The sequence below is a fragment of the Janthinobacterium sp. KBS0711 genome, assembly GCF_000988085.1.
GTDB classification, from domain to species: Bacteria; Pseudomonadota; Gammaproteobacteria; order Burkholderiales; family Burkholderiaceae_D; genus Janthinobacterium; species Janthinobacterium lividum_E.
On the sequence record NZ_LBCO01000004.1, the window covers coordinates 429,983 to 453,091 of the forward strand.

Sequence of the window (23,109 nt, forward strand, 5' to 3'; positions counted from 1 at the left end):
CCCCTTCCTTCTTACAGCACGTAGCGCGACAGGTCCTCGTTGACCGACAGCGCTTCCAGGCGTTCGTTGACGTACGCGGCATCGATCACCAGCAGGTTTTCCGTGCTGCTGCTGCCTTCGCTGGCCGTAAACGACACTTCTTCCAGCAGTTTTTCCATCACCGTGTGCAGGCGGCGCGCGCCGATGTTTTCCGTGCGCTCGTTAACCGAGTAGGCGATTTCCGCCAGGCGCGTGATGCCTTCCGGCGCGAACTGCAGTTTCAGGTTTTCCGTTGCCAGCAAGGCTTCGTACTGCATCGTCAGGCAGGCGTCGGTGCTGGTCAAGATGCGCTCGAAGTCCGAGATCGACAGCGATTCCAGCTCCACGCGGATGGGAAAGCGTCCCTGCAGTTCCGGGATCAGGTCCGACGGTTTCGACAGGTGGAAGGCGCCCGAGGCGATGAACAGGATGTGGTCCGTGCGTATCATGCCGTACTTGGTGTTGACGGCCGTGCCCTCGACCAGCGGCAGCAGGTCGCGCTGCACGCCCGCGCGCGAGACGTCGGCGCCGCCGGACTCCGAGCGCGAGGCGATCTTGTCGATTTCATCGAGGAAGACGATGCCGTTCTGCTCGACGTTCTGGATGGCCTTCTGTTTCAGTTCATCTTCGTTGAGGAGCTTGGCCGCTTCTTCCTCGACCAGCAGTTTCAAGGCTTCCTTGATCTTGACCTTGCGCGCCTTCTTGCGCTGCGCGCCCACGCCCGAGAACATGGACTTGATCTGCTCCGTCATTTCTTCCATGCCGGGCGGCGCCATGATTTCCATCTGCGGGCCCGCCTCGGCCAGTTCGATCTCGATTTCCTTGTCATCGAGCTCGCCCTGGCGCAAGCGCTTGCGGAAGGTCTGGCGCGTGCTGTCGCCGCTGCCCGTGTCCACGGCCGCGGCCGTATTCGGCGTGAAGCCGAAGTCGCGCGCCGGCGGCACGAGGATGTCGATGACGCGGTCTTCGGCCGCATCTTCGGCGCGTGCGCGCACTTTCTTCATTTCCAGCGCGCGCGTCTGCTTGATGCCGATGTCGATCAGGTCGCGGATGATGGTGTCGACGTCGCGGCCCACATAACCGACTTCGGTGAATTTGGTCGCTTCGATCTTGATGAACGGCGCCTCGGCCAGCTTAGCCAGGCGGCGCGCGATTTCCGTCTTGCCGACGCCCGTGGGGCCGATCATGAGGATATTTTTTGGCGTGATTTCATGGCGCAGGGGCTCGGCCACCTGCTGGCGGCGCCAGCGGTTGCGCAGGGCGATGGCGACGGCGCGCTTGGCCTTGGCCTGGCCCACCACGTGCTTGTCGAGTTCGGTAACGATTTCCGACGGGGTCATGTTCATGATCATAGTTGGCTTTCTATTCTGTGCTCGGGGCGCGCTTAGTCGAGCGTCTCGATGATGTGCGACATGTTCGTATAAATGCAGAGTTCGGCGGCGATGGTCAGCGATTTCTTGACCACGTCGGCCGGCGACAAGTCCGTGTTTTCCTGCAGCGCCTTGGCGGCCGACTGGGCGTAGGTGCCGCCCGAGCCGATGGCGCCGATGCCGTCTTCCGGTTCCAGCACGTCGCCATTGCCCGTGATGACCAGGGTCGATTCGCTGTCGGCCACCAGCAGCATCGCTTCCAGGCGGCGCAGCACGCGGTCGGTGCGCCAGTCCTTGGCCAGTTCGACGGAGGCGCGCAGCAGATTGCCCTGGTGTTTTTCCAGCTTGCCTTCAAAGCGGTCGAGCAGGGTAAAAGCGTCGGCGGTGCCGCCGGCAAAGCCGACCAGGACTTTGCCCTGATACAACTTACGCACTTTGCGGGCCGTGCCCTTCATGACGATGTTGCCGAGCGTTACCTGGCCGTCGCCGCCCAGGGCGACTTGCTTGCCGCGCCGGACGCAGAGGATGGTGGTGCCGTGAAATTGTTCCATAGTGACCTCAAAAGATTCGTGCCGATGCGTGCAAGGCCATGCGATTGCGCGCCCATGCTTCAAAAGTGGGGATGGAAAAGGCAATTGCAAGCGGCACTTGCCGCTGCCGTGCCTGCTTCAGTGTAGTCGGCGCGGGACGAAAAAAAAGCACGCAACCGAAGGTTGCATGCTTTTTTTTCGCCATCGCGGGGCCGCCGGGGCGGCCGCGCAAGGGGCAGGGCGATCAGTCGCCGTAGAGTTTTTGCTTCAGTTCGCGCCGTTGCTGGGCTTCCAGCGACAGGGTGGCGGTCGGACGGGCGATCAGGCGCGGGATGCCGATAGGCTCGCCCGTTTCTTCGCACCAGCCATAGTCGCCGGCGTCGATGCTGGCGATCGATTGCTGCACTTTCTTCAGCAATTTGCGCTCGCGGTCGCGCGTGCGCAGTTCCAGCGCATGCTCTTCCTCGATGGTGGCGCGGTCGGCAGGGTCCGGTACGAGCACGGTTTCACGCAAGTGTTCCGTGGTTTCACCGGCGTTTTTCAGCAGGTCTTTTTCAAGCTGCTGCAGGCGCGCCTTGAAGAATGCCAGTTGTGCCGGATTCATGTAGTCATCTTCGCTCATGGCGCGAATTTGATCTTCGCTGATGAGAGGGATGTCTTGGTTGGCGGCCGGGGTCGATTTATTAGTTTTGGTCATAACTTCGCTTACCTTCGATACGACAGAGTTTTCAAATTGATCAGTTGATGCGGCGATACCGAGCAACTGTACAGGTTCCGCTTGGCATTGCTGTCCCGCTGTACTGCGTGCGACCTTGGCTTGCCGGTGTAAGCCAGGACTACCGGCCGGCTAAGGTGCCATGTTGATAACTTTTTACCGCTCTATGCCAGTCGCGCTATGCGCGCGTCAACAGGCGTGTTGGGTGGATCGGTTGCATGCCTGGCATGCGGCCAGCGGCAGTTTGCCAGCATTTCATGACAGGCGAACGACATGGGCCGTTTTCGTCGCTGATTTTGGCACGCTTTGCCTTATATTGCCATCCCGATTTGTTGACTAGCCGATCAGAGACGGCTACTTGTTGGTTTATACCAGCAAGATGGGTGTCGGACAGCGGGAAAGCGTGCTTAACTTTCCCTTTTGTTTCTGCTTTGCAACGGATACTTTGCAAAACCCGGCTAGTTTATACCAAACATTGTTCGAGTCCGCGAATAAAAATGTCTTTTGGTAGATTTTTGCCAATAAACACCATTTTGCTGCCGCGTACTTCGTTTTCGCCCCATTTGGCACCCAGGTCGCTGCCCATCAGCTGATGCACGCCTTGGAAGACCACCTTGCGCTCGGCGCCCTGCATCAACAGCACGCCCTTGTAGCGCAGCATGCGCGGGCCATACACTTGCACCAGGCCGCCGAGGAACTCGTCGAGCTTGGCGCTGTCGAACGGTTGCGTGCTCTTGAAAACAAAGGCGGCGATATCGTCGCTGTGCTGCGCATGGTGGTGGTCGGCGTGGCCGCAATCGGTGGCGCAGGCTTCGGTGTGCTCATGTGCGTGCTCATGCTTGTGCTCATGGCCATGTTCATGTGCGTGATCGTGGTCGTGCGCAAGGTCATGATCGTGCACGTGCGCCGTTTCCGTGGCCAGGAAATCCGGGTCCAGTTCCAGCTTTTCATTCAGGTTGAAACCGCGGATGTCGAGCACCTCGGCCAGCGGCGCGCGGCCGAAATCAACCTTGGCGATCGGGGCGCGGGGGTTGATGCGTTTCAGGCGGCGGGTCAGGGTGGCCACGTCGTCTTCACTGACGAGGTCGGTTTTCGACAGCAGCAGCTTGTCGGCAAAGCCCACTTGCCGCTGGGCTTCCTCGTACTCATCGAGTTGTTTCATGGCATGGCGGGCATCGACCACCGTGATGATGGCGTCGAGCATGTAGTGGCTGCCCACTTCTTCGTCGACAAAGAAGGTTTGCGCCACGGGGCCGGGATTGGCCAGGCCCGTCGTTTCGATGACGACGCGGTCGAACGCCAGCAGGCCGGCGTCGCGCTTGCGCGCCAGTTCCGTCAGGCCCACGATCAAGTCGCCACGCACGGTGCAGCAGATGCAGCCGTTGTTCATCTCGATGATGTGCTCGTTGCTATCCTGCACCAGGATTTCATTGTCGATGTTTTCCTGGCCAAACTCGTTTTCGATCACGGCGATGCGCATGCCATGGTCTTCCTGCAGTATGCGGTTGAGCAAGGTGGTTTTGCCTGCGCCCAGGAAGCCGGTGAGGATGGTGGTTGGAATCAGTGCCATGAAGGATGCCTATGCTGTAATCGGTGGTGCCGCCGCGCAAGCGGAAGAATGCGGACGATTATGCCGGAATTTTGCAAAAGCTTGCAAATGCGGGCCGATCCGCTTGATATGGATCAGGCTGGCCAAGGGGCGCGGTTGTCTACTTGACCTTGGCGCGCGGGTGCGCCTGGTCATACACGTGCGCCAAGTGCTGGAAATCGAGGGCCGTGTAGACCTGGGTCGAGGTGATGCTGGAATGGCCCAGCATTTCCTGCACGGCGCGCAAGTCGCCCGACGATTGCAGCACGTGCGAGGCGAACGAGTGGCGCAGCACGTGCGGGTGCACGTTGGCGGGAATTTCGCTGGCCAGCGCGTGCGCCTTCAGGCGCAGCTGCAGCACCCGGGGCGAGATGCGCGTGCCGCGCGTGCTTAAAAACAAGGCAGCGCTGCCATCGGCAGCCGGCGGGCGCACGCCCAGCCAGGCGGTCAGGGCCACGAGGGCCGCCTTGCCGACGGGCACCTTGCGCATCTTGCTGCCCTTGCCCGTGACGATGACTTCGAAGCTGGCCATGTCGAGCCAGCCCAGCGAGGCGTCCCGGCCGTTCTCGGCCTTGCAGTAATGGGTGTCCAGGCTGGTCAGTTCAGACACGCGCAAGCCGCTCGAGTACAGCAGCTCGAACATGGCGCGGTTGCATAGCTGCTCCGGCTCGGCGGCGCCTTGCTGGTGTTGCGCAGGCGCCACGAGGCGCACGGCGTCGTCCACCGACAGGGCTTTGGGCAAGGTCTTGGCACGCTTGGGGGCGCGGATGCCGTCGACGGGATTGGCGTCGAGCGCCGTTTCACCGCTGAGCCAGTTGAAAAAGCCCCGCCACGACGACAGCTTGCGGGCGATCGAGCGCGGGTCGAGGCCGCCGGCGTGCAGCTTGGCCGTGTAGCGGCGCACTTCGTTGTGCGCCAATGCCGTCCACGGCGTATTGCCGCTCAGCTCCAGCAAGGCGCGCAGGTCGCGCCCGTAGGCGTCCAGGGTATGCGGCGACAGCTTGCGCTGCGTGGCCAGTTGCGCCAGGTAGGCATCGAGCCACTCGGCCTTGCCGCGCGCGTCACCCACGGCGTTCTCAGGCTGGCGAGCCGGCGCGCAGCGCGGCCAGGGCGGCGCTGGCCGTGGCGCCGATATGCACGAGGAAGTCCGTGCCCATGCTCGACGTAAAGCGTTCGCTGTCGGGCGAGCCCAGCACCAGCAAGCCGAAGGTGCCCGTGGTGTTCGGGGCGCGCAGGGCGATCATGACGGTCGATTCGATCTTGTCCGCTTGCAACCAGTGCACGGCTTCGAAATCGCGGTTGCTGCCGCAGTACGGCGTTTGCAGGCTGTTGGCGAACATGCGCACGTCGGCCGTCACATCTTCCGTGAACCAGCCGTCGGCATGTTCCGGCAGCACTTGCCACAGGCGCAGGCTGACGTAGGGCACGTCGAAATTGCTTTGCAAGGCGTCGACCAGCACGCGCGGCATGTCCGCATCGTTGCGCACCTGCAGCATGGCCTGGTTCCAGCCGTGGAACTTGCTGGCGATATCGCCATTTTCCTCGGCCACGCGGCTCAGCTTGGACATGCGCAGCTCGAGCGCCTTGTACTTGTCGCGCATCACTTCCATCTGCCGCTCCTGCAGCGAGATGGTGCGTCCCGTCAGCGGGCTGCTCAGCTTGACCTCGCCGAGCAGGGCGGTATGCTCTTCGAAGAAATTCGGATGCTCGCTCAGGTACTGGGCGACGGTGCTGGAATCGAGTGTGGCGGTCATTGAGAATGTCTGTCAGTGAAAGTTGAACGCTTCATTCTAACCGAGAGTGCGGCGGCTTAGGCGCAAAGGGCGCGGCGCCCGTGCATTTTCCGCGCGCCCATGAAAAAAGCGGCATGGTTGCCCATGCCGCTTTGCATTCCTTGCTCAGCAATCACCCACGAAGGGTGATTGCGTGGCATTAGAAGTTGTGATGTAAGCCCAGGCCGATGTAGTTGACCGAGGTGGTGTTGTTGTAGTTGGTGACGCTAGCCGACTTCTTGTTCGAAATATCTGCGTACAGGTAGGTACGCTTCGACAGATTGTAGTCGTAGCCCAGCGATGCCTGCTTGGTCTTGGCGACGCCGTCCGGCGTTTTTTGACCGTAGCCAGCGCGGATCTTGCCTGGGCCGACGTCATAGTTGGCGCCCAGCACCCACGATTTGGTGTCGGTATTGACGATTTTGAAATTGCCGTCATCCTGATGCTGGTACGATGCCATCAGTTTCAATTCCGCGATCGGGTTGAACGATGCGCCGACCGACCACAGCTTGGCTTGCAGGCCGTTACGCTCGTAGGCAGCCATGGCGGCGAACTGGGCGTTGTTGTAGGTTGCCGACACCGAGTACGGGTTCGACGCTGGCGCCACATTGGCTGGCAGGGCGAAGTTGCCGGTGGCGTTCGTCGTCAGGTTGCGCACGGTGGCTGCAACGGCGGCGTTGTTGTTCGCTTCCTTGGCGGCCACGGTGGCGTTGAACTGGAAGCCGCTGATGACTGGCGAGTTGTAGAACACGGCATTCGAGAAGCGGTTACGCGAGTTGCCTGGTGCGCTCAGCGGATCGCTGGTGTAGCCGGCAACGGTCAGGTCGGTCTGGAAACCGGCTGGCGTAGGCATGCCCGACCATGGTTCGAAACCGGTGCTCGTTTCCTGGAAAGCGGTCAGGCCACGGCCCAGGCGTACGGTACCGAAGTCGCCTTGCAGGCCGACGCGGCTTTGACCCTGGAACAGCGGACGCGAATTGGCGCCCGACGTGTTTTCTACGGTGCCGGTGTCGGACTCATAGCGAATTTCCAGTTGGAAAATAGCTTTCAAGCCATTGCCCAGATCTTCCGTACCCTTGAAGCCCAGTTTGTTGTTGTCGCGCTTGGTGACGGCGGTGGTCGAACCAGTCGCTTTACCCAGGCCTGCATCGATCGTGCCGTAGATTTGGACGGACGACTGCGCTTGTGCGGTTGCGGCAAAGGCGCCGAAGAGTGCGAGGGCAACGAGTGATTTTTTCATGTCTTATTCCCTATTAAAAGTGAGTTCCGTCCGAGATCCGAGCAGATTGAAATGCGCTAACTGTCGCGTTTCGATGAATGAACCTTAATTCGTCGGCGCGCAAGACGTGCGGGATTGGTCAAATGTGCGTGAAAAGATTGGTGAAAAGCGGCATAACTGCATGCCCCTGTTGTATTTTTGTAACGCGCGATTTTTGCCACTCGTGCGCCGATGGCCAGCGTTCTCCCATCGCCACCGTAGCGGCGCCTTGCAATCTTGGCATGTCCGGGCCAGGACATTGTTGCGTTGAATCAAGTTCTTGAGTCCGCTTTGGCGGATTTATGACACAAGGACGTTACACTAAGGGAAGGCCTGCACTGATGGGCCTGGAGACGGCTTACTATTATTAGAATCATTGACTCAATATCGAGAATCGATGGCAAATCGCGAAACATTAGGATTGATCAAGGGCGCACGTGCTGGCGATGTAGCTTGCCAGCTGGCGTTGGGACGGGTGTATCTGTTTGGCCAGGGGGTGCCGCAAAGCTTGCCGACCGCCTTGCACTGGCTGGCGCGGGCGGCCCAGGAAGATAGCGAGGAAGCGTGCTTGCTGATAGGCACCCACGTGCCTTTCGAAGTGGCGCAACCGGCAGCCAAGGCGCTGATCCCCTATTACGCGCAAGCGTTCGATGCGGGTCTGGTGCAGGCGGGCCTGGTGCTGGCGCAACTGGTGCTGGGCAATGCCGCCAGCAGCAGTGAGGCCTTGCGCGCCAAGGCGCGCGTGGCGCTCGACGCCGCCGTGCGCGCCGGTTTGCCCGATGCGCAATGGTTGTTATCCCTGCAAGAAAAATCGTCCGCAACACCGGGGCCCGACACCAGCGCCGCTGGCGGGCAAGCCATCGATGGCGACACGCCGCTGCACGCCTGGCTGGAGCAGGCGTGGAGCCAGGGCAACCATGCGGGCTTCCTGTCGAAAGGCTTGCCGCTGGCGCGCGAGCTGTTGCAGCGCCAGGCTGCGGCCGGTACGCGCACGATCGCCCTCGACGCGCAGCAGGTGCTGTTGCTGTCGCGTTGTGCCCAGGCATTGGCGCCTGGCGGCGATGCCGAGGGCTGGCAGTGCTGCGAGCTGGCAGCGCATGGCGGCGACCGCACGGCGCAACTGGAGCTGGGGCTCGGCTATGCGCGCATGGATGCGCATGGCCGGCGCCTGGCCACGCGCAATGGCGCGGCCAATTTCAAGCGTGCCGTGCGCTGGCTGACGCAGGCTGGCGAGCAGGGACTGGCCGAAGCCTGGTTCGTGTTGTCGCGCATTTATACGAAACCGGAATTTTCCCAGCGCAATGTGGTCGAGGCCCATTTCTGCCTGGAGCGTGCCGCCGACCTGGGGCATGGCCCGGCCCAGCTCGAGTGCGGCATGCATGCCTGGCGTAACCGCCGCGACGGCGTCAACAACGATGTGCGGGCTGCGTACTGGCTGCTGCAGGCGCAGGCGCAAGGCAGCAGTGAAGCGGAAGCGGCGCTGGCGAAAATCGCGCCGCAAGGCGAGCCCGGCGACTGGGGCCAGTGTGCCGCCATGCACGCCGATGGGCATTTGCGCCAGCTGGGCCAGAACCATCCCCTGCTGGCGGCGCGCCTGGCGCTGGCGCGCTGCTTTCATCTGTCGCGTGCCGAGGCGCTGCTGCTCGATATCCACGCGGCCGACCAGGGGCATTGTTTGCTGATCGATATCAGCGCCACGCATGGGCGCGGCAAGCGGCGCCTGGTGCTGATCCGCACGGCGCAGGAGCGCCAGCTGCTCGACCAGGTGGTGCGCCTGTTCGAGCGCGTCGATTGCGGCATCGATGGTCCAGAAGGCAATTACCGGCAGCGCCTGTACCGCCTGAAGTGCTACCTGGCCGAGCTTGATGTCGCGCAGGATCAGCAGTTCCTAGCGGCATGATGCAGCGTTGATTACAGCTCGATCGTGCCTTCGAACACGGTCACGGCCGGGCCCGTCATCAGCACGGGATGGCCGGGGCCTTGCCAGGCGATCGACAGTTCGCCGCCGCGCGCGCTGATGCGCACGGGGGAATCGAGCAAGCCGCGACGGATGCCGGCCACGGCGGCGGCGCAGGCGCCCGTGCCGCACGCCAGGGTTTCGCCCGCGCCCCGCTCGTACACGCGCAGTTTCACGTGCTGGCGGTTGACGATCTGCATGTAGCCGGCGTTGACTCTGCGGGGAAAGCGCGGGTGGTGCTCGATGCGCGGGCCCGTCGTTTCCAGGTCTTGCGCATCGACATCGTCGACCACTTGCACGGCATGCGGATTGCCCATCGACACGACGGACACCAGCACGGTTGTATCGTTGCCCGGCAGCGCCAGGTCCAGCGGCCACAGCAGATCACTGCCCTCCGTCACGCCGTCCAGTCCCGCCGCATCGAACGGCACCAGCGCGGGTTCGAGCACGGGCGCGCCCATGTCGACCGTGATGCTGCCGTCGAGTTCCAGGCGCGGCGCGATGACGCCGGCCATGGTTTCCACGCGGATGCTGGCCTTGTCGGATAAGCCTTTTTCGCTGACGAATTTGACGAAGGCGCGCGCACCGTTGCCGCATTGCTCGACTTCGCCGCCATCGTTGTTATAGATGCGGTAGCGGAAGTCGCAGCCGGGCAGGCGCGGCTTTTCCACCACGAGGATCTGGTCGGCGCCAATGCCGAAACGGCGGTCGGCCAGGCGCTGCCACTGGGCTGGCGTGAAATCGATATCCTGGTTGATGGCGTCGATGACGATGAAGTCATTGCCGGCGCCATGCATCTTGGTAAAGTGGAGTTTCATGGTCTGCCGTATCACTTGTGCTGGTTATAGAACGACGCTTCGCCTTCCGGGCGCGTCTTGAAGCGTTTATGCGTCCAGAAATACTCGGCCGGCGCTTCGCGCACGCGCTCCTCGATGAACTCGTTCATGCGGCGCGTGGCGGCCGTGATGTCGTCGCCCGGATAATCGTCCCACGCCGGATAGTATGTCACTTGCCAGCCCTGGTAGTTGGGCAGGAAGGTGGCGATGACGGGAATGACCTGCGCCTTGGCGGCCAGCGCCAGGCGCGCCGTGGCCGTCAGGGTGGCGGCGGGCACGCCGAAGAAGGGGACGAATTCCGCATCCTTCTCGCCGAAATCCATGTCCGGCAGCATGAAATACGGCAAACCGTCGCGCAGCGCGCGCAGAATCGTTTTGATGCCGTCCTGGCGCGTAAACAGCTTGGGCGGCTTGAAGCGCGAACGGCCGTTGCGCAAGGCCTGGTCGAAGGCGGCGTTCTTTTGCTGCACGTACATCGACGAGGCGGAAATTTCCATGGCCGTGGCGGCGCCGGCCACGTCGAGGCAGACAAAGTGCGGGCACAGCAGGATGGTGGGCTTGGCCGCGATCTGCTGGCCCGGGAAGGCGGGTACCTTCTTGATCAGGCGGTTCAGGCGCGCTTCCGACGACCACCACAGGATGCTGCGCTCCCACACGCTGCGCGAATACGCCTGGAAATGCTGGCGCGCCAGGGCCACGCGCTGTTGCTCCGTCAATTCCGGCATGCACAGGCGCAGATTCGTCAGGGCGATCCTGCGCCGTGTGGGCATGGCGATGAAGAGCACGCTGCCGACGGCCACGCCGAAGCGGCCGAGGATGGGTAAAGGCAGCCAGTGCAGCAGCCACATGAAGGCGATCAGCAGTCTCATGCCTGCTCCCCGGCGGTATCGGGTATCGCGGGAGTGGGCGGCGGTGCGCCGCGCGGTACTTTATAGCGGTTGTAGCTCCACAGGTATTGCGCCGGGCTGCGCGCGATCAATTGCTCCATGGCCGCATTGATGGTGCGCGCCTGCTCGGCCGAAGTGCTGTCGAGCGACTCGGTGAACGGCACGAAATGCACGACATAGCCGCGCCCGCCCGGCAGGCGTTCCGCGTAGGTGATGATGACTTCGGCGCCGCCCATCTGCGCCAACTTGGCCGGCAGGGTCATGGTGTAGGCGGGGCGGCCGAAGAAATCGGCCCACACGCCTTCGCCTTCCTGCGGCACCTGGTCGGGCAGCAGGCCGATGGGCTGGCCCTTTTTCAGGCATTTGGCAAAGATGCGCACGCCCGACATATTGGCCGGCGCCAGCATCAGGTTTTCGCGCGCACGGGCCCCTTCGATCAGCGGTTTCAAGGCGGCGCGCTTGGGCGGGCGGTACATCACGGTGAGCGGCGTGCGCAGCGCGATTTGCTGGGCGACGATTTCAAAGCAGCCTAGGTGCGGCGTGAGGAAGACGATGCCGCGGCCGTGCTGCAGGGCTTTTTCCACCAGTTCCCAGTTTTCCACCGTCGCATGGCGCGCCACGCGCTCGGCCGGCGCGCACCAGATGAAGGGCAGTTCCAGCACGCTCTTGCCCGCTTCGGCCACGGCCGTGTGCAAGTGTTGCGAAAACCCCGCACCCTGCATGTTCTCGCGCATGCGGCGGCGGTAGGACGGGGAAATGGCGTAAATCACCCAGCCGAGCGCAGCGCCCAGGCCATGCAGGACGGGCAGGGGAAAGATGGACAAGAAGCGGAAAATTGGGACTAACATGTATAAGCGGTTTCCAGGAATGGCGTGTTGCTGTGCCAAAATTTTTTAAGAAGCGTAAAATACCACGTATGCAGTAACCGCTGAGTTAATAGACAACTTGCGAAGCGGAATATAAATATCGCTAAAGCGTCGCAGGCAAAATCCTCTTTACTGCGACAGAACATTCACATAGTAAACAGGAGCTTGCAATGTCAAACGACTATCTCTTCACTTCCGAATCCGTTTCGGAAGGCCATCCCGACAAGGTTGCCGATCAAATTTCCGACGCCATCCTTGACGCCATCCTGACCCAGGATCCGGCCGCCCGCGTGGCTGCAGAAACCCTGTGCAACACGGGTCTGGTGGTGCTGGCTGGCGAGATTACCACGCACGCCAATGTGGATTATATTCAAGTTGCGCGCGAAACCATCAAACGCATCGGCTACGACAACACGGAATACGGCATCGACTACAAGGGTTGCGCCGTGCTGGTGGCCTATGACAAGCAGTCGCCGGACATCGCGCAAGGCGTCGATGAAGGCGCGGGTATTGACCTGGATCAAGGCGCTGGCGATCAGGGCTTGATGTTCGGTTATGCCTGCGATGAAACGGCCGAGCTGATGCCTGCCGCCATCCACTATGCGCACCGCCTGGTCGAGCGCCAGTCGCAGCTGCGCAAGGATGGCCGTTTGCCATGGCTGCGTCCGGATGCGAAATCGCAAGTGACCCTGCGCTACGTCGATGGCCGTCCCGTCGGCGTGCACACGGTCGTGCTGTCGACCCAGCATGCGCCGGAAATCTCGCACAAGCAGATCGAAGAAGCCGTCATCGAGGAAATCATCAAGCCGATCCTGCCGCGCGAATGGCTGACGGAGACCAAATTCCTCGTCAACCCGACGGGCCGTTTCGTCATCGGCGGTCCGCAAGGCGATTGCGGCTTGACCGGCCGCAAGATCATCGTCGACACCTACGGTGGCGCAGCCCCGCACGGCGGCGGCGCGTTCTCGGGCAAGGACCCATCGAAAGTCGACCGTTCGGCAGCGTACGCGGCCCGCTACGTGGCGAAAAACATCGTCGCGGCCGGCCTGGCGCGCCAATGCCAGGTGCAGGTCAGCTACGCCATCGGCGTGGCCAAGCCGATCAACATCACCGTCTACACGGAAGGCACGGGCGTGATTCCTGACGCGGAAATCGCCAAGCTGGTGCTGGCGCACTTTGATTTGCGTCCAAAAGGCATCGTGCAAATGCTCGACCTGCTGCGCCCGATCTACCAGAAGAGCGCCGCCTACGGCCATTTCGGCCGCGAAGAGCCGGAATTCACGTGGGAACGCACGGACAAGGTCGCCCTGCTGCGCGACGCTGCCGGCCTGAAGTAATCTAGTCATATTTGCAAGAAAAGCGCCCCGGCCTGCTGGCTGCGGGCGCTTTTTTTATGTGTTGTTACATGGCAATACGTGGCGAACAGGCTGGCGCGGCGGCCTTGACAATGTTAAAATCCCCCGTCCGAGGAGCGTTGCGACGAAGAAATTCGCCAGGCTCGGAATATCCTGCAACTGCGCTCACGTACCTTTTTCAACTGAAAGGAGGGCGTGATGAACGCCGTACTCAAATCGCAACACGACTACACCATCGCCGATATCACCTTGGCCGCATGGGGCGACAAAGAAATCAAGATTGCTGAAACGGAAATGCCTGGCCTGATGGCCATCCGCGAAGAATTCGCGGCAGCGCAGCCTCTGAAAGGCGCGCGCATCACCGGTTCCATCCACATGACCATCCAGACCGCCGTGCTGATCCAGACCCTGGAAGCACTGGGCGCGCAAGTGCGTTGGGCATCGTGCAACATTTACTCCACGCAAGATCACGCCGCTGCCGCCATCGCTGCCGCTGGCACGCCCGTGTTCGCCGTCAAGGGCGAGTCGCTGGACGACTACTGGGAATACACGCACCGCATCTTCGAATGGCCTAGCGTGGACGGCAAGGCTGTCTACTCGAACATGATCCTCGACGATGGCGGCGACGCCACCCTGCTGCTGCACCTGGGCGTGCGCGCTGAAACCGACCTGTCGGTGCTGGCCAACCCCGGTTCGGACGAAGAAATCTGCCTGTTCAACTCGATCAAGAAACACTTGCTGGCCGATCCGACCTGGTACTCGAAGCGTCTGCCGGAAATCCTCGGCGTGACGGAAGAAACGACGACCGGCGTGCACCGCTTGTACCAGATGCACAAGGAAGGCAAGCTGGCTTTCCCTGCGATCAACGTGAACGATTCCGTCACGAAATCGAAATTCGACAACCTGTACGGCTGCCGCGAATCCCTGGTCGACGGCATCAAGCGCGCCACCGACGTGATGATCGCCGGCAAAGTCGCCGTCATCGCCGGTTACGGTGATGTCGGCAAGGGTTCGGCCCAAGCCATGCGCGCCCTGTCGGCGCAAGTATGGGTGACGGAAGTCGATCCGATCTGCGCACTGCAGGCGGCGATGGAAGGCTACCGCGTCGTGACCATGGATTACGCCTGCGAACACGGCGACATCTTTGTCACCTGCACGGGCAACTATCACATCCTCACGCACGATCACCTGACGCGCATGAAAGACCAGGCCATCGTCTGCAACATTGGTCACTTCGACAATGAAATCGACGTCGCTTCGTTGAAACAATACGAGTGGGAAAACATCAAGCCGCAAGTCGACCACATCATCTTCCCGTCGGGCCGCCGCATCATCCTGCTGGCCGAAGGCCGCCTGGTCAACCTCGGTTGCGGCACGGGCCACCCGTCGTACGTGATGAGCTCGTCGTTCGCCAACCAGACGATCGCCCAGATCGAACTGTATGCAAACACGGCCAACTACCCGGTCGGCGTGTACACCCTGCCCAAACACCTGGACGAAAAAGTCGCCCGTTTGCAACTCAAAAAGTTGAATGCGCAGCTGACGGAACTGACGCAAGAGCAAGCCGACTACATTGGCGTGCGCACGGAAGGCCCCTACAAGCCAGATCATTACCGCTATTAATCGGTAGTCTGGGGCTGTAACTTACCCTCTGAGGGCCGGCGCCTGCCGCCGGCCTGACCCTACTTTTGACAGGCTAGAGAAATGCGCTTGCTACTGATTTGGTTTATCAATGCGGCAGCCCTGTTTGCCGTCCCTTACCTGATGCATTCGGTGACGATGAGCAGTGGCTGGACCGCGCTGCTGGCCGCTGCCGTGCTGGGGCTGGTCAATGCGCTGATCCGTCCTTTGCTGATCCTGCTGACCCTGCCCGTGACGTTCCTGTCGCTGGGCCTGTTCATTCTGATCATCAACGGCTTCCTGTTCTGGCTCGTGGCACAGGTGATCGATGGTTTCCATGTCGCCAGTTTCTGGTCTGCCGTGGGCGGCGCCATTTTGTACAGCATCATTTCCTGGGCCCTGTCGACCTTACTTTTGAGTAATGACGATGGAAAAGCATAATTTCAGTATTGAGTTTTTCCCGCCGAAAACCCCGGAAGGGGCGGAAAAGCTGCGCGCCACGCGGGTCAAGTTGTCTGAGTTGCATCCGAAGTATTTCTCGGTGACCTTTGGCGCCGGTGGCACCACGCAGCAGGGTACGCTGGACACCGTGCGCGAGATCCTGGCGGCCGGCGAACAGGCCGCACCGCACCTGTCTTGCGTGGGCGGTTCGCGCGAATCGATCCGCGCCGTGCTGGCCGACTTCAAGGCGGCCGGCGTGAAGCGTATCGTCGCCTTGCGCGGCGACTTGCCGAGCGGCTATGGCGCTTCGGGCGAGTTCCGTTACGCCAACGAGCTGGTGGAATTCATCCGCGCCGAGACGGGCGACCATTTTCATATCGAAGTGGCCGCCTATCCGGAAGTGCACCCGCAAGCCCGTTCGCCGCAGGACGACTTGAACGCGTTCGCGCGCAAGGTGCAGGCTGGCGCCAATGCCGCCATCACCCAGTACTTCTACAATGCCGACGCGTATTTCCAGTTTGTCGAGCAGACGCAGAAGATGGGCATCAACGTGCCCATCGTGGCCGGCATCATGCCGATCACGAACTACACGCAGCTGATGCGCTTTTCGGACATGTGCGGCGCGGAAATTCCACGCTGGGTGCGTCTGAAACTGGCCAGCTTCGGCGACGACAGCGCGTCCATCAAGGCCTTCGGCCTGGACGTGGTGACGGGCTTGTGCGAGCGTTTGCTGGAAGGCGGCGCGCCAGGCTTGCATTTCTATAGCATGAACCAGGCGGCGCCCACGACCGCATTGTGGCAGCGCCTGGTGAAATAAACCGTCCTGACTCGTCAGTACAGATCGCCCTCCGTCACGACGTGATCGAGGGCGATGTCGTATGTGCCGCTGGCAAATGATGCTTTCAAGCAGCCGTATGCCACGCCCAAGGTACGGGGCCGCGGCGCATGTTCCAGGGTGCGGTCGTAATAGCCGCCGCCATAGCCGAGCCGGTAACGTTCCTCATTGAATCCCAGGCAGGGCACGAGCAGGGTGGCAGGTGCCGGGCGCAGGCGCAAACGGGCCGGCACGGCCACGCCCATGCCATCCTTGACCATGGGCTCGCCGGGCGTCCAGTCACTGAATGCCAGCGGCGCATGTTTTTCCAGCACCACGGGCAGACTGAGCGCCACGCCGCGCGCGGCCAGTTGCACGTACGCGCCGTGCAAGTCCGGCTCGCCATGCAGGGGCCAGTACACGCCCAGCTCCTTGACGTTTTCCTGCGCGCACCAGTCCAGCAGGCGCTGCGCGATGACCGCGTCCCACCCTGCGCGCGTGGTGTCGGGCAGGGCGCGCCGGGCCGCCAGCAAGGCTTTGCGCAAGCCGGCTTTTTCCTGTGGCGCAATGGGTGGCCGTGTAGCCGGATCGCATGTTATTCTAGGGTCGCTATTCATATCACCATCAAGTTAAGATTGAGAGTCGTACATTGATTTCCCCACTGAAATGGATTGCCGGCACGATGCTGTGTGTTGCATCGGCCTTGTCTCCCCTGGCCGCCCTGGCCCAGGTATCGACCACCGTATCCCCAGCCGCCCCCGACACGCGCAGCGAGGACGATGCCTTCCTGCTGCTGCGCGACGCCGCGCGCAAGGATGACGTCGAAAAAGCCGACTTTTATGCGGGGCGCCTGACGAATTACCAGATTCCATCGTATGTTGACTATTATCGGCTGAAACCGCGCATCAAACTGCTGACCGAGGCGCAATTTCGCGATTACCTGAACCGCTACAAGGGCAGCGCCATCGCCGACCGTTTCCGCAACGACTGGCTGCTGGAGCTGGGCCGCAAGCGGGACTGGGTCGTGTTCGATGAGCAATATCCGCAATTCGCCCTCGACGACGACACCCAGCTCAAGTGCTACGCGCTGATGTCGCGCGCGGCCAAGGGGCAGAACGTGGCGGCCGAGGCGCGCAACCTGCTCGTGTCTCCGCCCGGCTATGGCGAAGCGTGCGGCAGCCTGATCGCGGCATTGGCGCAAAACGGCCAGTTCGACACGAACGACCTGTGGGCGCAGATCCGTCTGGCGGGCCAGACCAACGCCACAGGCCCGGCGCGCCGCATCGCGCTGCTGCTGGGCGCGTCCGACGCGAAGATGGCGCAAGCGATCGATTTGCCGGCGCTGGTGCTGGCCAAGGGACCCGGTCTAAGTCGCGCCGACCACGAGATGTACTTGGTGGCTGTCGGCCGCATGGCGAAAAGCACCTTGAAGCTGGGCGTGGTGGCCCTGCAAAAGGCCAGTGCGCAGCTGACGGCGCAGGAACAGGCCATCGGCTGGGCCAGCCTGGCCCTGCAAGCGTCGTATTCGCTGGCGCCGGAAGCATTCGAATATTGGCAAAAAACCAATGGCGCGCCATTGACCCAGGAGCAGATGCAGTGGAAGGCACGTATCGCCTTGCGCGAAGGTAACTGGCCGCTGGTCAAGGCCGCCATCCAGGCCATGCCGGCGTCCCTGCGTGCCGACCCCGCCTGGGTGTACTGGCTGGCGCGCGCACAGCAGGCGGAAACACCGGGCCGTCCGAACGCGCAGGCGGATGCCCTGTACCGCACGATTGCTGATCAATCGAATTTCTACGGCTTGCTGGCCAATGAAGAGCTGGGCAACCACCTGGTGTTGCCGCCGCCGGGCCAGCCCATCACGCCGGCGGAAATCGCCGCCATGGCCGCCAATCCGGGCTTGCAACGCGCCTTGAAATTCTTCAACATGCGCTTGCGCTTCGAAGGCACGCGCGAGTGGAACTGGGAATTGCGTTCGATGACGGATCGGCAACATCTGGCGGCTGCGGAATTTGCGCGCCAGAACAATGTGCTCGACCGCATGGTCAACACCTCGGACCGCACGCGCCTGGAAGTGGACTACACGCAGCGCTATCCGACGCCGCACGACGACGTCATGCATCCGGCCACGCAAACCCTGGGTCTCGACAAAGCCTGGGTGTACGGCCTGATCCGCCAGGAATCGCGCTTCATCATGGATGCGCAGTCGCACGTGGGCGCGTCCGGCCTGATGCAGGTGATGCCATCGACGGCCCGGTATGTCGCCAAGAAGATCGGTTTGACGGATTTCGTCACGGAAACCTTGAGCGACGTGCGCACCAACGTCTTGCTGGGCACGAATTACCTGAACATGGTGCTTGGCGGTCTCGACGGTTCGCAAGTGCTGGCCAGCGCCGCCTACAACGCGGGACCGGGGCGCTTGCGCATCTGGCGCGCCACCATGACCCGTCCGCTGGAAGGCGCCGTCTTTGCCGAGATCATTCCGTACACGGAAACGCGCGGCTACGTGAAAAACGTGATGGCCAACGCCACGTATTACGCGGCCCTGTTCGAGAAGAGCCCGCAGTCACTGAAGGCGCGCCTGGGTACCGTCGGACCGAAAAACAGCGCCATCGCGGCCGACTTGCCATCATCCAACTAAAGATAGCCGACCATGCAAACGACCATCCTTGATCCCAGCCTGACGCAAACCCTGGCCGCCGCGCGCGAGCCGGGCCTGACCCTCATCATCGGCAACAAGAATTACTCATCGTGGTCGATGCGACCGTGGGTGGCCATGACGGCGTTCGGCATCCCGTTCCAGGAAGTGCGCGTGCTGCTCGATCAAAGCGATACGGCGACGAAAATTGCCGAGTATTCGGCCTGCGGCCGGGTCCCCGTGCTGCTGGCGGGCGAAATCACGATCTGGGACAGCCTGGCCATCTGCGAATACCTGGCCGAGCAGTTTCCCGATAAGCACATGTGGCCGCAAGACGTGGCCGCGCGCGCCATGGCGCGTTGTGTCTGCGCGGAAATGCATTCCGGTTTCACGGGCTTGCGCACGGACATGTCGATGAATATCAAGGCGAAGTTGCCGGGACGGGGCCGCACGGCCGCCGCGCAGGCCGATATTGGCCGCATCAGCGAAATCTGGGAAGAGTGTTTATCGCGCTTTGGCCATCACCAGTTCCTGTTTGGCGACTTTTCCATCGCCGATGCGTATTTCGCGCCCGTCGTCATGCGCTTCCGTACCTATGGCGTGAGCCTGGCGCCGGCGCTGAACGCATATTGCGAGCGCGTGCAGGCGCACCAGGCCGTGGCCCGCTGGATCGCGGAAGCGCTGGCGGAAACGGAAACGGCGCCCAAGCACGACGCGGAATTGCCTGACTAAGAAAAGAGCGTTATGAAGATATACACGGTCGGTGGCGCGGTGCGCGACCAACTGCTGGGCTTGCCCGTGAAAGACCGCGATTACGTCGTCGTCGGCGCCACGCCGGACGACATGCTGCGCCAGGGCTTCCGGCCCGTCGGCAAGGATTTTCCCGTCTTCCTGCACCCGAAGACGCAGGAAGAGTACGCGCTGGCGCGGACGGAACGCAAGACGGCCCCCGGCTACCGGGGCTTTGTCTTCCACACGGCGCCCGACGTCACCCTGGAAGACGACCTGGTGCGCCGCGATTTGACCATCAACGCCATCGCGCAAGCCGAAGATGGCAGCCTGACGGACCCGTTCGGCGGCATCGAGGATATCCAGAACAAAGTGTTTCGCCACGTCTCCGATGCGTTTGGCGAAGACCCCGTGCGCATCTTGCGCCTGGCCCGCTTTGCCGCCCGCTTCGACGGGTTTACGGTGGCACCGGCCACCATGGCCCTCATGCGTCAAATGGTGCTGGACGGCGAAGTCGACGCGCTGGTGGCCGAGCGCGTATGGCAGGAAGTGGCCAAGGGCTTGATGGAAAGCCACCCGTCGCGCATGTTGACGGTGTTGCACGAGTGCGGCGCCTTGGCGCGCATCCTGCCGGAGTTGACAATCAACGAACATTTGCTGCATGTGATCGACAGCGCGGCGGGCGCAGGCCATGCACTGTGCGTGCGCTTTGCCGTGCTGATGTTGGCCGTGCCACTTGGGCAGATCAATGCGCTCAGCGAGCGCCTGCGCGTGCCCAACGATTGCCGCGAGCTGGCCGTGATGGCGGCGCGCGAGCAGGTCGCCGTCGCCGGTGCGCTGGCCTTGAACGCCGGGGAACTGGTGCGCTTGTGCGAACGCTGCGACGGACTGCGCAAGCCGCAGCGCTTCGTGCAGATGCTGGACGCCATCGCCTGCAATGTGCAAGCCCAGGATCCGGCATTCCCGCAGTCCGCCTGGCTGCAAGCCATGCTGGCGGCCGTGCGCGGCGTCGATGCGGGTGCGTTGGCACAAGCTTGCGCACACGAACCAAAGCGCATTCCCGAGCTCATCCATGCGGCGCGGGTCGAGGCCGTCACGAACGCGATCAGCAGCACGGAACTGCCATGACCCTGCCAAAATTGTTCCAGAACCCGTTTCGCCGCTGGCTTAGCCGTAGCGGCGGCCGCCCGACCGTGCTCGTCAAGCAATTGCATGAGCGCGACCGGCGCCGCATGATGAAGCATTTCCTGTCGCTGGAGAAAAGCGACCGGCTGCTGCGCTTCGGCAGCGCCTTGCCCGATGAGCTCGTCGCCCAGTACGTGCAAAAGATGGATTTCTCGCGCGACATGGTCTACGGCGTCTATAACAGCCTGTTCAAGCTGGTGGGCGTGGGGCATCTGGCGTTCGCGCCGAAGGACAAGTCGCCGGCGAAAAGCGTCGTGACGGACAAGGAGCAGGTGGCCGAGTTTGGCGTGTCCGTGTCGAAATCCATGCGCGGCATGGGGGTCGGGTCGAAACTGTTCGAGCGGGCGGCAATTCACTGCCGCAACAACGACGTCGATACCCTGTACATGCATTGTCTGTCGTCCAACAAGACGATGATGCATATCGCCAAGAAGGCGGGTATGGAAATCCAGCGCGACTATGGCGAAGCCGATGCCTATCTAAAACTGTTGCCGCCGAATCCGGGCAGCATGTTGCAGGAAGCCGTGCAGGAGCAGTTCGCCATGTTCGACTACACGTTCAAGGCGAATGCGCGCGCCGCCAGCAAATTGTTCGAGCGTTTGCCGGGCCGCAAGAAGAAGCCCGGGCCGCCGTCACCGCCGTCACAGTAAGGGCAGGGCCGTCGTATCCTTGATGCGCTGCAAGGCGAAGCTCGATTTCACGTCCAGTACGGCCGGGTGGCGCAGCAGGGTCGCCATCATGAAGCGCGAAAAGTGCTCCATGTCTTCCACGTGTACGCGCAGCAGATAATCCATTTCACCCGTCATCGCGTAGCAGGCCACCACTTCCGGCCATTGCGCCACGGCCACGGCGAAGTCGGCGCGCGGCGACGTGTTTGTCACCAGATTCGGCGCCAGCACGCGCGCCGTGCTGTGGGCATGGGCGGAGGCGTCACTGTGCTTTTCCAGCCGCACATTAACGTAGGCCAATAGCCCCAGGCCGATCTTTTCCGGGTCCAGCAGGGCCACGTACTGGCGGATCACGCCCGCTTCTTCCAGCCGTTTGACGCGGCGCAAGCATGGCGACGGCGACAGGCTGACCTGCTCGGCCACATCCTGATTCGACAGGCGGCCATCGGCCTGCAGGACGGCGAGGATCTTGCGATCCGTTTTATCCAGCGTAATTTTGCTCATGCTTCCTCCGGTGGTTCTTGTTTCACGCAATATTATTGCGCAAATCATGATTGTTCGGGAGATCTTTGGCATTTAATGCCCACAGACCGCGCCTATACTGTGCGCTACTTCTTGGAGGAGACATCATGCAATTTCAGCCTTGGGATAACCCGATGGGTACCGATGGTTTCGAGTTCGTCGAGTATGCAGCACCAGACCCAAAAGCATTGGGCAAGCTGTTCGAGAACATGGGATTCACGGCCATCGCGCGCCACCGCCACAAGGATGTGACCCTGTACCGTCAGGGCGACATCAATTTCATCATCAATGCCGAACAAGATTCGTTCGCGCAGCGTTTTGCCCGCCATCACGGCCCGTCCGTGTGCGCCATCGCCATCCGCGTCGACGATGCCGCTTTCGTCTACCGCCGCGCGCTGGAACTGGGCGCATGGGGTTTTGACAATAAAACCGGTCCGATGGAGCTGAATATCCCCGCCATCAAGGGCGTGGGCGATTCGCTGCTGTACTTCGTCGACCGCTGGCGCGGCAAGGGCGCCGACAAGCCGGACGCGGCCGCACCAGGCGGCATCGGCGACATCAGCATCTATGACGTCGATTTCGTCGCCATTCCCGGCGCCGTCGCCAACCCGGTCGGCCATGGCCTGACCTATATCGACCACCTGACGCACAATGTGCACCGTGGCCGCATGAAGGAGTGGGCCGGTTTCTATGAAAACCTGTTCAACTTCCGCGAAGTGCGCTACTTCGACATCGAAGGCAAGCATACTGGTCTGAAGTCGAAAGCCATGACTTCGCCGTGCGGCAAGATCCGCATCCCGATCAATGAATCGTCGGACGACAAGTCGCAGATCGCCGAATACCTGGACCAGTACCACGGCGAAGGCATCCAGCACATCGCGCTGGGCACGGACGATATCTACTCTTCCGTGCAAGGCATGCGCGATACGGGTATCGATTTCCAGGACACGATTGAAACTTACTATGAGCTGGTCAACCGCCGCCTGCCGAACCATGGCGAGCAGCTGGAAGAACTGCGCCGTTTGCGCATCCTGATCGATGGCCACAGCACGGAAACCGAACGCGAGTTGCTGCTGCAAATCTTCACGCAGACGGTGATCGGCCCGATCTTCTTCGAGATCATCCAACGCAAGGGCGACCAGGGCTTCGGCGAAGGCAACTTCCGCGCGCTGTTCGAGTCGATCGAGCTGGACCAGATCAAGCGCGGCGTATTGAAAGATACGAGCGCGGCGTAAGCTGGTGGTGTTTGTCGGCTTACGCCGTTCCGGCTAAGCCGACCTACGGCTGGGGCCAGTAATGTAGGTCGGGTTAGCCAGAATGGCGTAACCCGACATGCCCGCAAA

At 61.9% G+C, this 23,109-nt stretch carries 22 protein-coding genes and 1 riboswitch; of the genes, 10 read left to right on the top strand and 12 right to left on the bottom strand.

From position 1 onward, the window contains the following. Nucleotides 1-11: 11 nt before the first annotated feature. The 7 genes from hslU to VM94_RS02525 form a co-directional block, all read right to left on the bottom strand. Nucleotides 12-1,364, bottom strand: coding sequence for an ATP-dependent protease ATPase subunit HslU (hslU, locus tag VM94_RS02495; protein WP_046682077.1), 1,353 nt, complete (start codon nucleotides 1,362-1,364; stop codon nucleotides 12-14). A 38-nt stretch (nucleotides 1,365-1,402) separates the two neighbouring features. Further along, nucleotides 1,403-1,939 carry an ATP-dependent protease subunit HslV gene (hslV, locus tag VM94_RS02500; RefSeq protein ID WP_034753065.1) on the bottom strand — a complete coding sequence of 179 codons (537 nt, stop codon included), beginning with the start codon at nucleotides 1,937-1,939 and terminating at the stop codon, nucleotides 1,403-1,405. Between the two features lie 223 nt (nucleotides 1,940-2,162). Continuing rightward, nucleotides 2,163-2,615 (bottom strand): RNA polymerase-binding protein DksA, encoded by a 453-nt coding sequence (gene dksA / locus VM94_RS02505; RefSeq protein WP_034753066.1) that lies wholly within the window; start codon nucleotides 2,613-2,615, stop codon nucleotides 2,163-2,165. A 481-nt stretch (nucleotides 2,616-3,096) separates the two neighbouring features. Beyond that, entirely contained in the window at nucleotides 3,097-4,203 is a 1,107-nt protein-coding gene (locus VM94_RS02510) for a CobW family GTP-binding protein (RefSeq protein WP_046682010.1), read from the bottom strand. Between the two features lie 139 nt (nucleotides 4,204-4,342). Continuing rightward, nucleotides 4,343-5,290: a tyrosine recombinase XerC gene (locus VM94_RS02515; protein ID WP_046682011.1), complete on the bottom strand. Its 948-nt coding sequence runs from the start codon at nucleotides 5,288-5,290 to the stop codon at nucleotides 4,343-4,345. A 7-nt stretch (nucleotides 5,291-5,297) separates the two neighbouring features. Continuing rightward, nucleotides 5,298-5,975, bottom strand: coding sequence for a DUF484 family protein (locus VM94_RS02520; protein ID WP_035823876.1), 678 nt, complete (start codon nucleotides 5,973-5,975; stop codon nucleotides 5,298-5,300). A 178-nt stretch (nucleotides 5,976-6,153) separates the two neighbouring features. Beyond that, a complete protein-coding gene (locus VM94_RS02525; RefSeq protein ID WP_046682012.1) occupies nucleotides 6,154-7,233 on the bottom strand; it encodes a porin in 1,080 nt (359 codons plus the stop codon). A 415-nt stretch (nucleotides 7,234-7,648) separates the two neighbouring features. Here VM94_RS02525 and VM94_RS02530 point away from each other — a divergent pair, with 415 nt between their 5' ends. Continuing rightward, a complete protein-coding gene (locus tag VM94_RS02530; RefSeq protein ID WP_046682013.1) occupies nucleotides 7,649-9,151 on the top strand; it encodes a tetratricopeptide repeat protein in 1,503 nt (500 codons plus the stop codon). Between the two features lie 11 nt (nucleotides 9,152-9,162). Here VM94_RS02530 and dapF read toward each other — a convergent pair whose 3' ends face one another. The 3 genes from dapF to VM94_RS02545 are packed head-to-tail and all read right to left on the bottom strand — an operon-like array spanning nucleotide 9,163 to nucleotide 11,779. Beyond that, nucleotides 9,163-10,026, bottom strand: coding sequence for a diaminopimelate epimerase (gene dapF, locus VM94_RS02535; RefSeq protein WP_046682014.1), 864 nt, complete (start codon nucleotides 10,024-10,026; stop codon nucleotides 9,163-9,165). 11 nt (nucleotides 10,027-10,037) lie between these two features. Continuing rightward, nucleotides 10,038-10,913 carry an LpxL/LpxP family acyltransferase gene (locus tag VM94_RS02540; protein ID WP_046682015.1) on the bottom strand — a complete coding sequence of 292 codons (876 nt, stop codon included), beginning with the start codon at nucleotides 10,911-10,913 and terminating at the stop codon, nucleotides 10,038-10,040. Continuing rightward, entirely contained in the window at nucleotides 10,910-11,779 is an 870-nt protein-coding gene (locus VM94_RS02545; RefSeq protein WP_046682016.1) for a lysophospholipid acyltransferase family protein, read from the bottom strand. The genes VM94_RS02540 and VM94_RS02545 overlap by 4 nt, the downstream gene beginning before the upstream one ends. 188 nt (nucleotides 11,780-11,967) lie before the next feature. On the opposite strand from VM94_RS02545, the gene metK reads away from it, so the two are divergent. The 4 genes from metK to metF all read left to right on the top strand — a co-directional run bounded on the left by metK (nucleotide 11,968) and on the right by metF (nucleotide 16,030). Continuing rightward, on the top strand, nucleotides 11,968-13,134 hold the full coding sequence (gene metK, locus VM94_RS02550; RefSeq protein ID WP_034783537.1) for a methionine adenosyltransferase: 1,167 nt from the start codon (nucleotides 11,968-11,970) through the stop codon (nucleotides 13,132-13,134). Between the two features lie 123 nt (nucleotides 13,135-13,257). Further along, nucleotides 13,258-13,326, top strand: a riboswitch (S-adenosyl-L-homocysteine riboswitch). Between the two features lie 24 nt (nucleotides 13,327-13,350). Then, complete coding sequence (gene ahcY, locus VM94_RS02555; RefSeq protein ID WP_046682017.1) at nucleotides 13,351-14,775, top strand: adenosylhomocysteinase; 1,425 nt, start codon at nucleotides 13,351-13,353, stop codon at nucleotides 14,773-14,775. Nucleotides 14,776-14,856: 81 nt separating this feature from the next. Beyond that, the gene (locus tag VM94_RS02560; protein ID WP_034783534.1) at nucleotides 14,857-15,213 is read left to right on the top strand and encodes a phage holin family protein; all 357 of its coding nucleotides are present in this window, start codon (nucleotides 14,857-14,859) and stop codon (nucleotides 15,211-15,213) included. Beyond that, nucleotides 15,200-16,030: a methylenetetrahydrofolate reductase [NAD(P)H] gene (metF, locus tag VM94_RS02565; protein ID WP_034753084.1), complete on the top strand. Its 831-nt coding sequence runs from the start codon at nucleotides 15,200-15,202 to the stop codon at nucleotides 16,028-16,030. Before VM94_RS02560 ends, metF begins: the two co-directional genes overlap by 14 nt. 14 nt (nucleotides 16,031-16,044) lie before the next feature. On the opposite strand, the gene VM94_RS02570 is transcribed toward metF, so the two are convergent. Further along, nucleotides 16,045-16,572, bottom strand: a complete 528-nt coding sequence (locus VM94_RS02570; protein WP_046682018.1) for a 5-formyltetrahydrofolate cyclo-ligase — start codon at nucleotides 16,570-16,572, stop codon at nucleotides 16,045-16,047. A 104-nt stretch (nucleotides 16,573-16,676) separates the two neighbouring features. On the opposite strand from VM94_RS02570, the gene VM94_RS02575 reads away from it, so the two are divergent. Genes VM94_RS02575 through VM94_RS02590 form a run of 4 tightly spaced genes read left to right on the top strand, consistent with a single transcriptional unit; the run spans nucleotide 16,677 to nucleotide 21,226 of the window. Beyond that, nucleotides 16,677-18,665 carry a lytic transglycosylase domain-containing protein gene (locus tag VM94_RS02575; RefSeq protein ID WP_046682019.1) on the top strand — a complete coding sequence of 663 codons (1,989 nt, stop codon included), beginning with the start codon at nucleotides 16,677-16,679 and terminating at the stop codon, nucleotides 18,663-18,665. A gap of 12 nt (nucleotides 18,666-18,677) precedes the next feature. Continuing rightward, nucleotides 18,678-19,394: a glutathione S-transferase family protein gene (locus VM94_RS02580; protein ID WP_046682020.1), complete on the top strand. Its 717-nt coding sequence runs from the start codon at nucleotides 18,678-18,680 to the stop codon at nucleotides 19,392-19,394. Between the two features lie 12 nt (nucleotides 19,395-19,406). Continuing rightward, complete coding sequence (locus VM94_RS02585) at nucleotides 19,407-20,519, top strand: hypothetical protein (RefSeq protein WP_046682021.1); 1,113 nt, start codon at nucleotides 19,407-19,409, stop codon at nucleotides 20,517-20,519. Further along, complete coding sequence (locus VM94_RS02590; protein ID WP_046682022.1) at nucleotides 20,516-21,226, top strand: GNAT family N-acetyltransferase; 711 nt, start codon at nucleotides 20,516-20,518, stop codon at nucleotides 21,224-21,226. The genes VM94_RS02585 and VM94_RS02590 overlap by 4 nt, the downstream gene beginning before the upstream one ends. On the opposite strand, the gene VM94_RS02595 is transcribed toward VM94_RS02590, so the two are convergent. Next, nucleotides 21,218-21,748 carry an Lrp/AsnC family transcriptional regulator gene (locus tag VM94_RS02595; protein ID WP_035823904.1) on the bottom strand — a complete coding sequence of 177 codons (531 nt, stop codon included), beginning with the start codon at nucleotides 21,746-21,748 and terminating at the stop codon, nucleotides 21,218-21,220. The two genes, VM94_RS02590 and VM94_RS02595, sit on opposite strands and share 9 nt — an antisense overlap. A gap of 125 nt (nucleotides 21,749-21,873) precedes the next feature. On the opposite strand from VM94_RS02595, the gene hppD reads away from it, so the two are divergent. After that, nucleotides 21,874-23,001: a 4-hydroxyphenylpyruvate dioxygenase gene (gene hppD / locus VM94_RS02600; protein WP_046682023.1), complete on the top strand. Its 1,128-nt coding sequence runs from the start codon at nucleotides 21,874-21,876 to the stop codon at nucleotides 22,999-23,001. Nucleotides 23,002-23,109: the final 108 nt, after the last annotated feature.

Coding starts and splice junctions, on each gene's coding strand:
- VM94_RS02510 (WP_046682010.1), bottom strand. CDS start 4,203: ATGGCACTGATTCCAACCACCATCCTCACCGGCTTCCTGGGCGCAGGC.
- VM94_RS02530 (WP_046682013.1), top strand. CDS start 7,649: ATGGCAAATCGCGAAACATTAGGATTGATCAAGGGCGCACGTGCTGGC.
- VM94_RS02525 (WP_046682012.1), bottom strand. CDS start 7,233: ATGAAAAAATCACTCGTTGCCCTCGCACTCTTCGGCGCCTTTGCCGCA.
- VM94_RS02540 (WP_046682015.1), bottom strand. CDS start 10,913: ATGAGACTGCTGATCGCCTTCATGTGGCTGCTGCACTGGCTGCCTTTA.
- VM94_RS02595 (WP_035823904.1), bottom strand. CDS start 21,748: ATGAGCAAAATTACGCTGGATAAAACGGATCGCAAGATCCTCGCCGTC.
- hppD (WP_046682023.1), top strand. CDS start 21,874: ATGCAATTTCAGCCTTGGGATAACCCGATGGGTACCGATGGTTTCGAG.
- hslU (WP_046682077.1), bottom strand. CDS start 1,364: ATGAACATGACCCCGTCGGAAATCGTTACCGAACTCGACAAGCACGTG.
- VM94_RS02520 (WP_035823876.1), bottom strand. CDS start 5,975: ATGACCGCCACACTCGATTCCAGCACCGTCGCCCAGTACCTGAGCGAG.
- hslV (WP_034753065.1), bottom strand. CDS start 1,939: ATGGAACAATTTCACGGCACCACCATCCTCTGCGTCCGGCGCGGCAAG.
- dapF (WP_046682014.1), bottom strand. CDS start 10,026: ATGAAACTCCACTTTACCAAGATGCATGGCGCCGGCAATGACTTCATC.
- VM94_RS02585 (WP_046682021.1), top strand. CDS start 19,407: ATGAAGATATACACGGTCGGTGGCGCGGTGCGCGACCAACTGCTGGGC.
- VM94_RS02580 (WP_046682020.1), top strand. CDS start 18,678: ATGCAAACGACCATCCTTGATCCCAGCCTGACGCAAACCCTGGCCGCC.
- metF (WP_034753084.1), top strand. CDS start 15,200: ATGGAAAAGCATAATTTCAGTATTGAGTTTTTCCCGCCGAAAACCCCG.
- dksA (WP_034753066.1), bottom strand. CDS start 2,615: ATGACCAAAACTAATAAATCGACCCCGGCCGCCAACCAAGACATCCCT.
- metK (WP_034783537.1), top strand. CDS start 11,968: ATGTCAAACGACTATCTCTTCACTTCCGAATCCGTTTCGGAAGGCCAT.
- ahcY (WP_046682017.1), top strand. CDS start 13,351: ATGAACGCCGTACTCAAATCGCAACACGACTACACCATCGCCGATATC.
- VM94_RS02560 (WP_034783534.1), top strand. CDS start 14,857: ATGCGCTTGCTACTGATTTGGTTTATCAATGCGGCAGCCCTGTTTGCC.
- VM94_RS02545 (WP_046682016.1), bottom strand. CDS start 11,779: ATGTTAGTCCCAATTTTCCGCTTCTTGTCCATCTTTCCCCTGCCCGTC.
- VM94_RS02590 (WP_046682022.1), top strand. CDS start 20,516: ATGACCCTGCCAAAATTGTTCCAGAACCCGTTTCGCCGCTGGCTTAGC.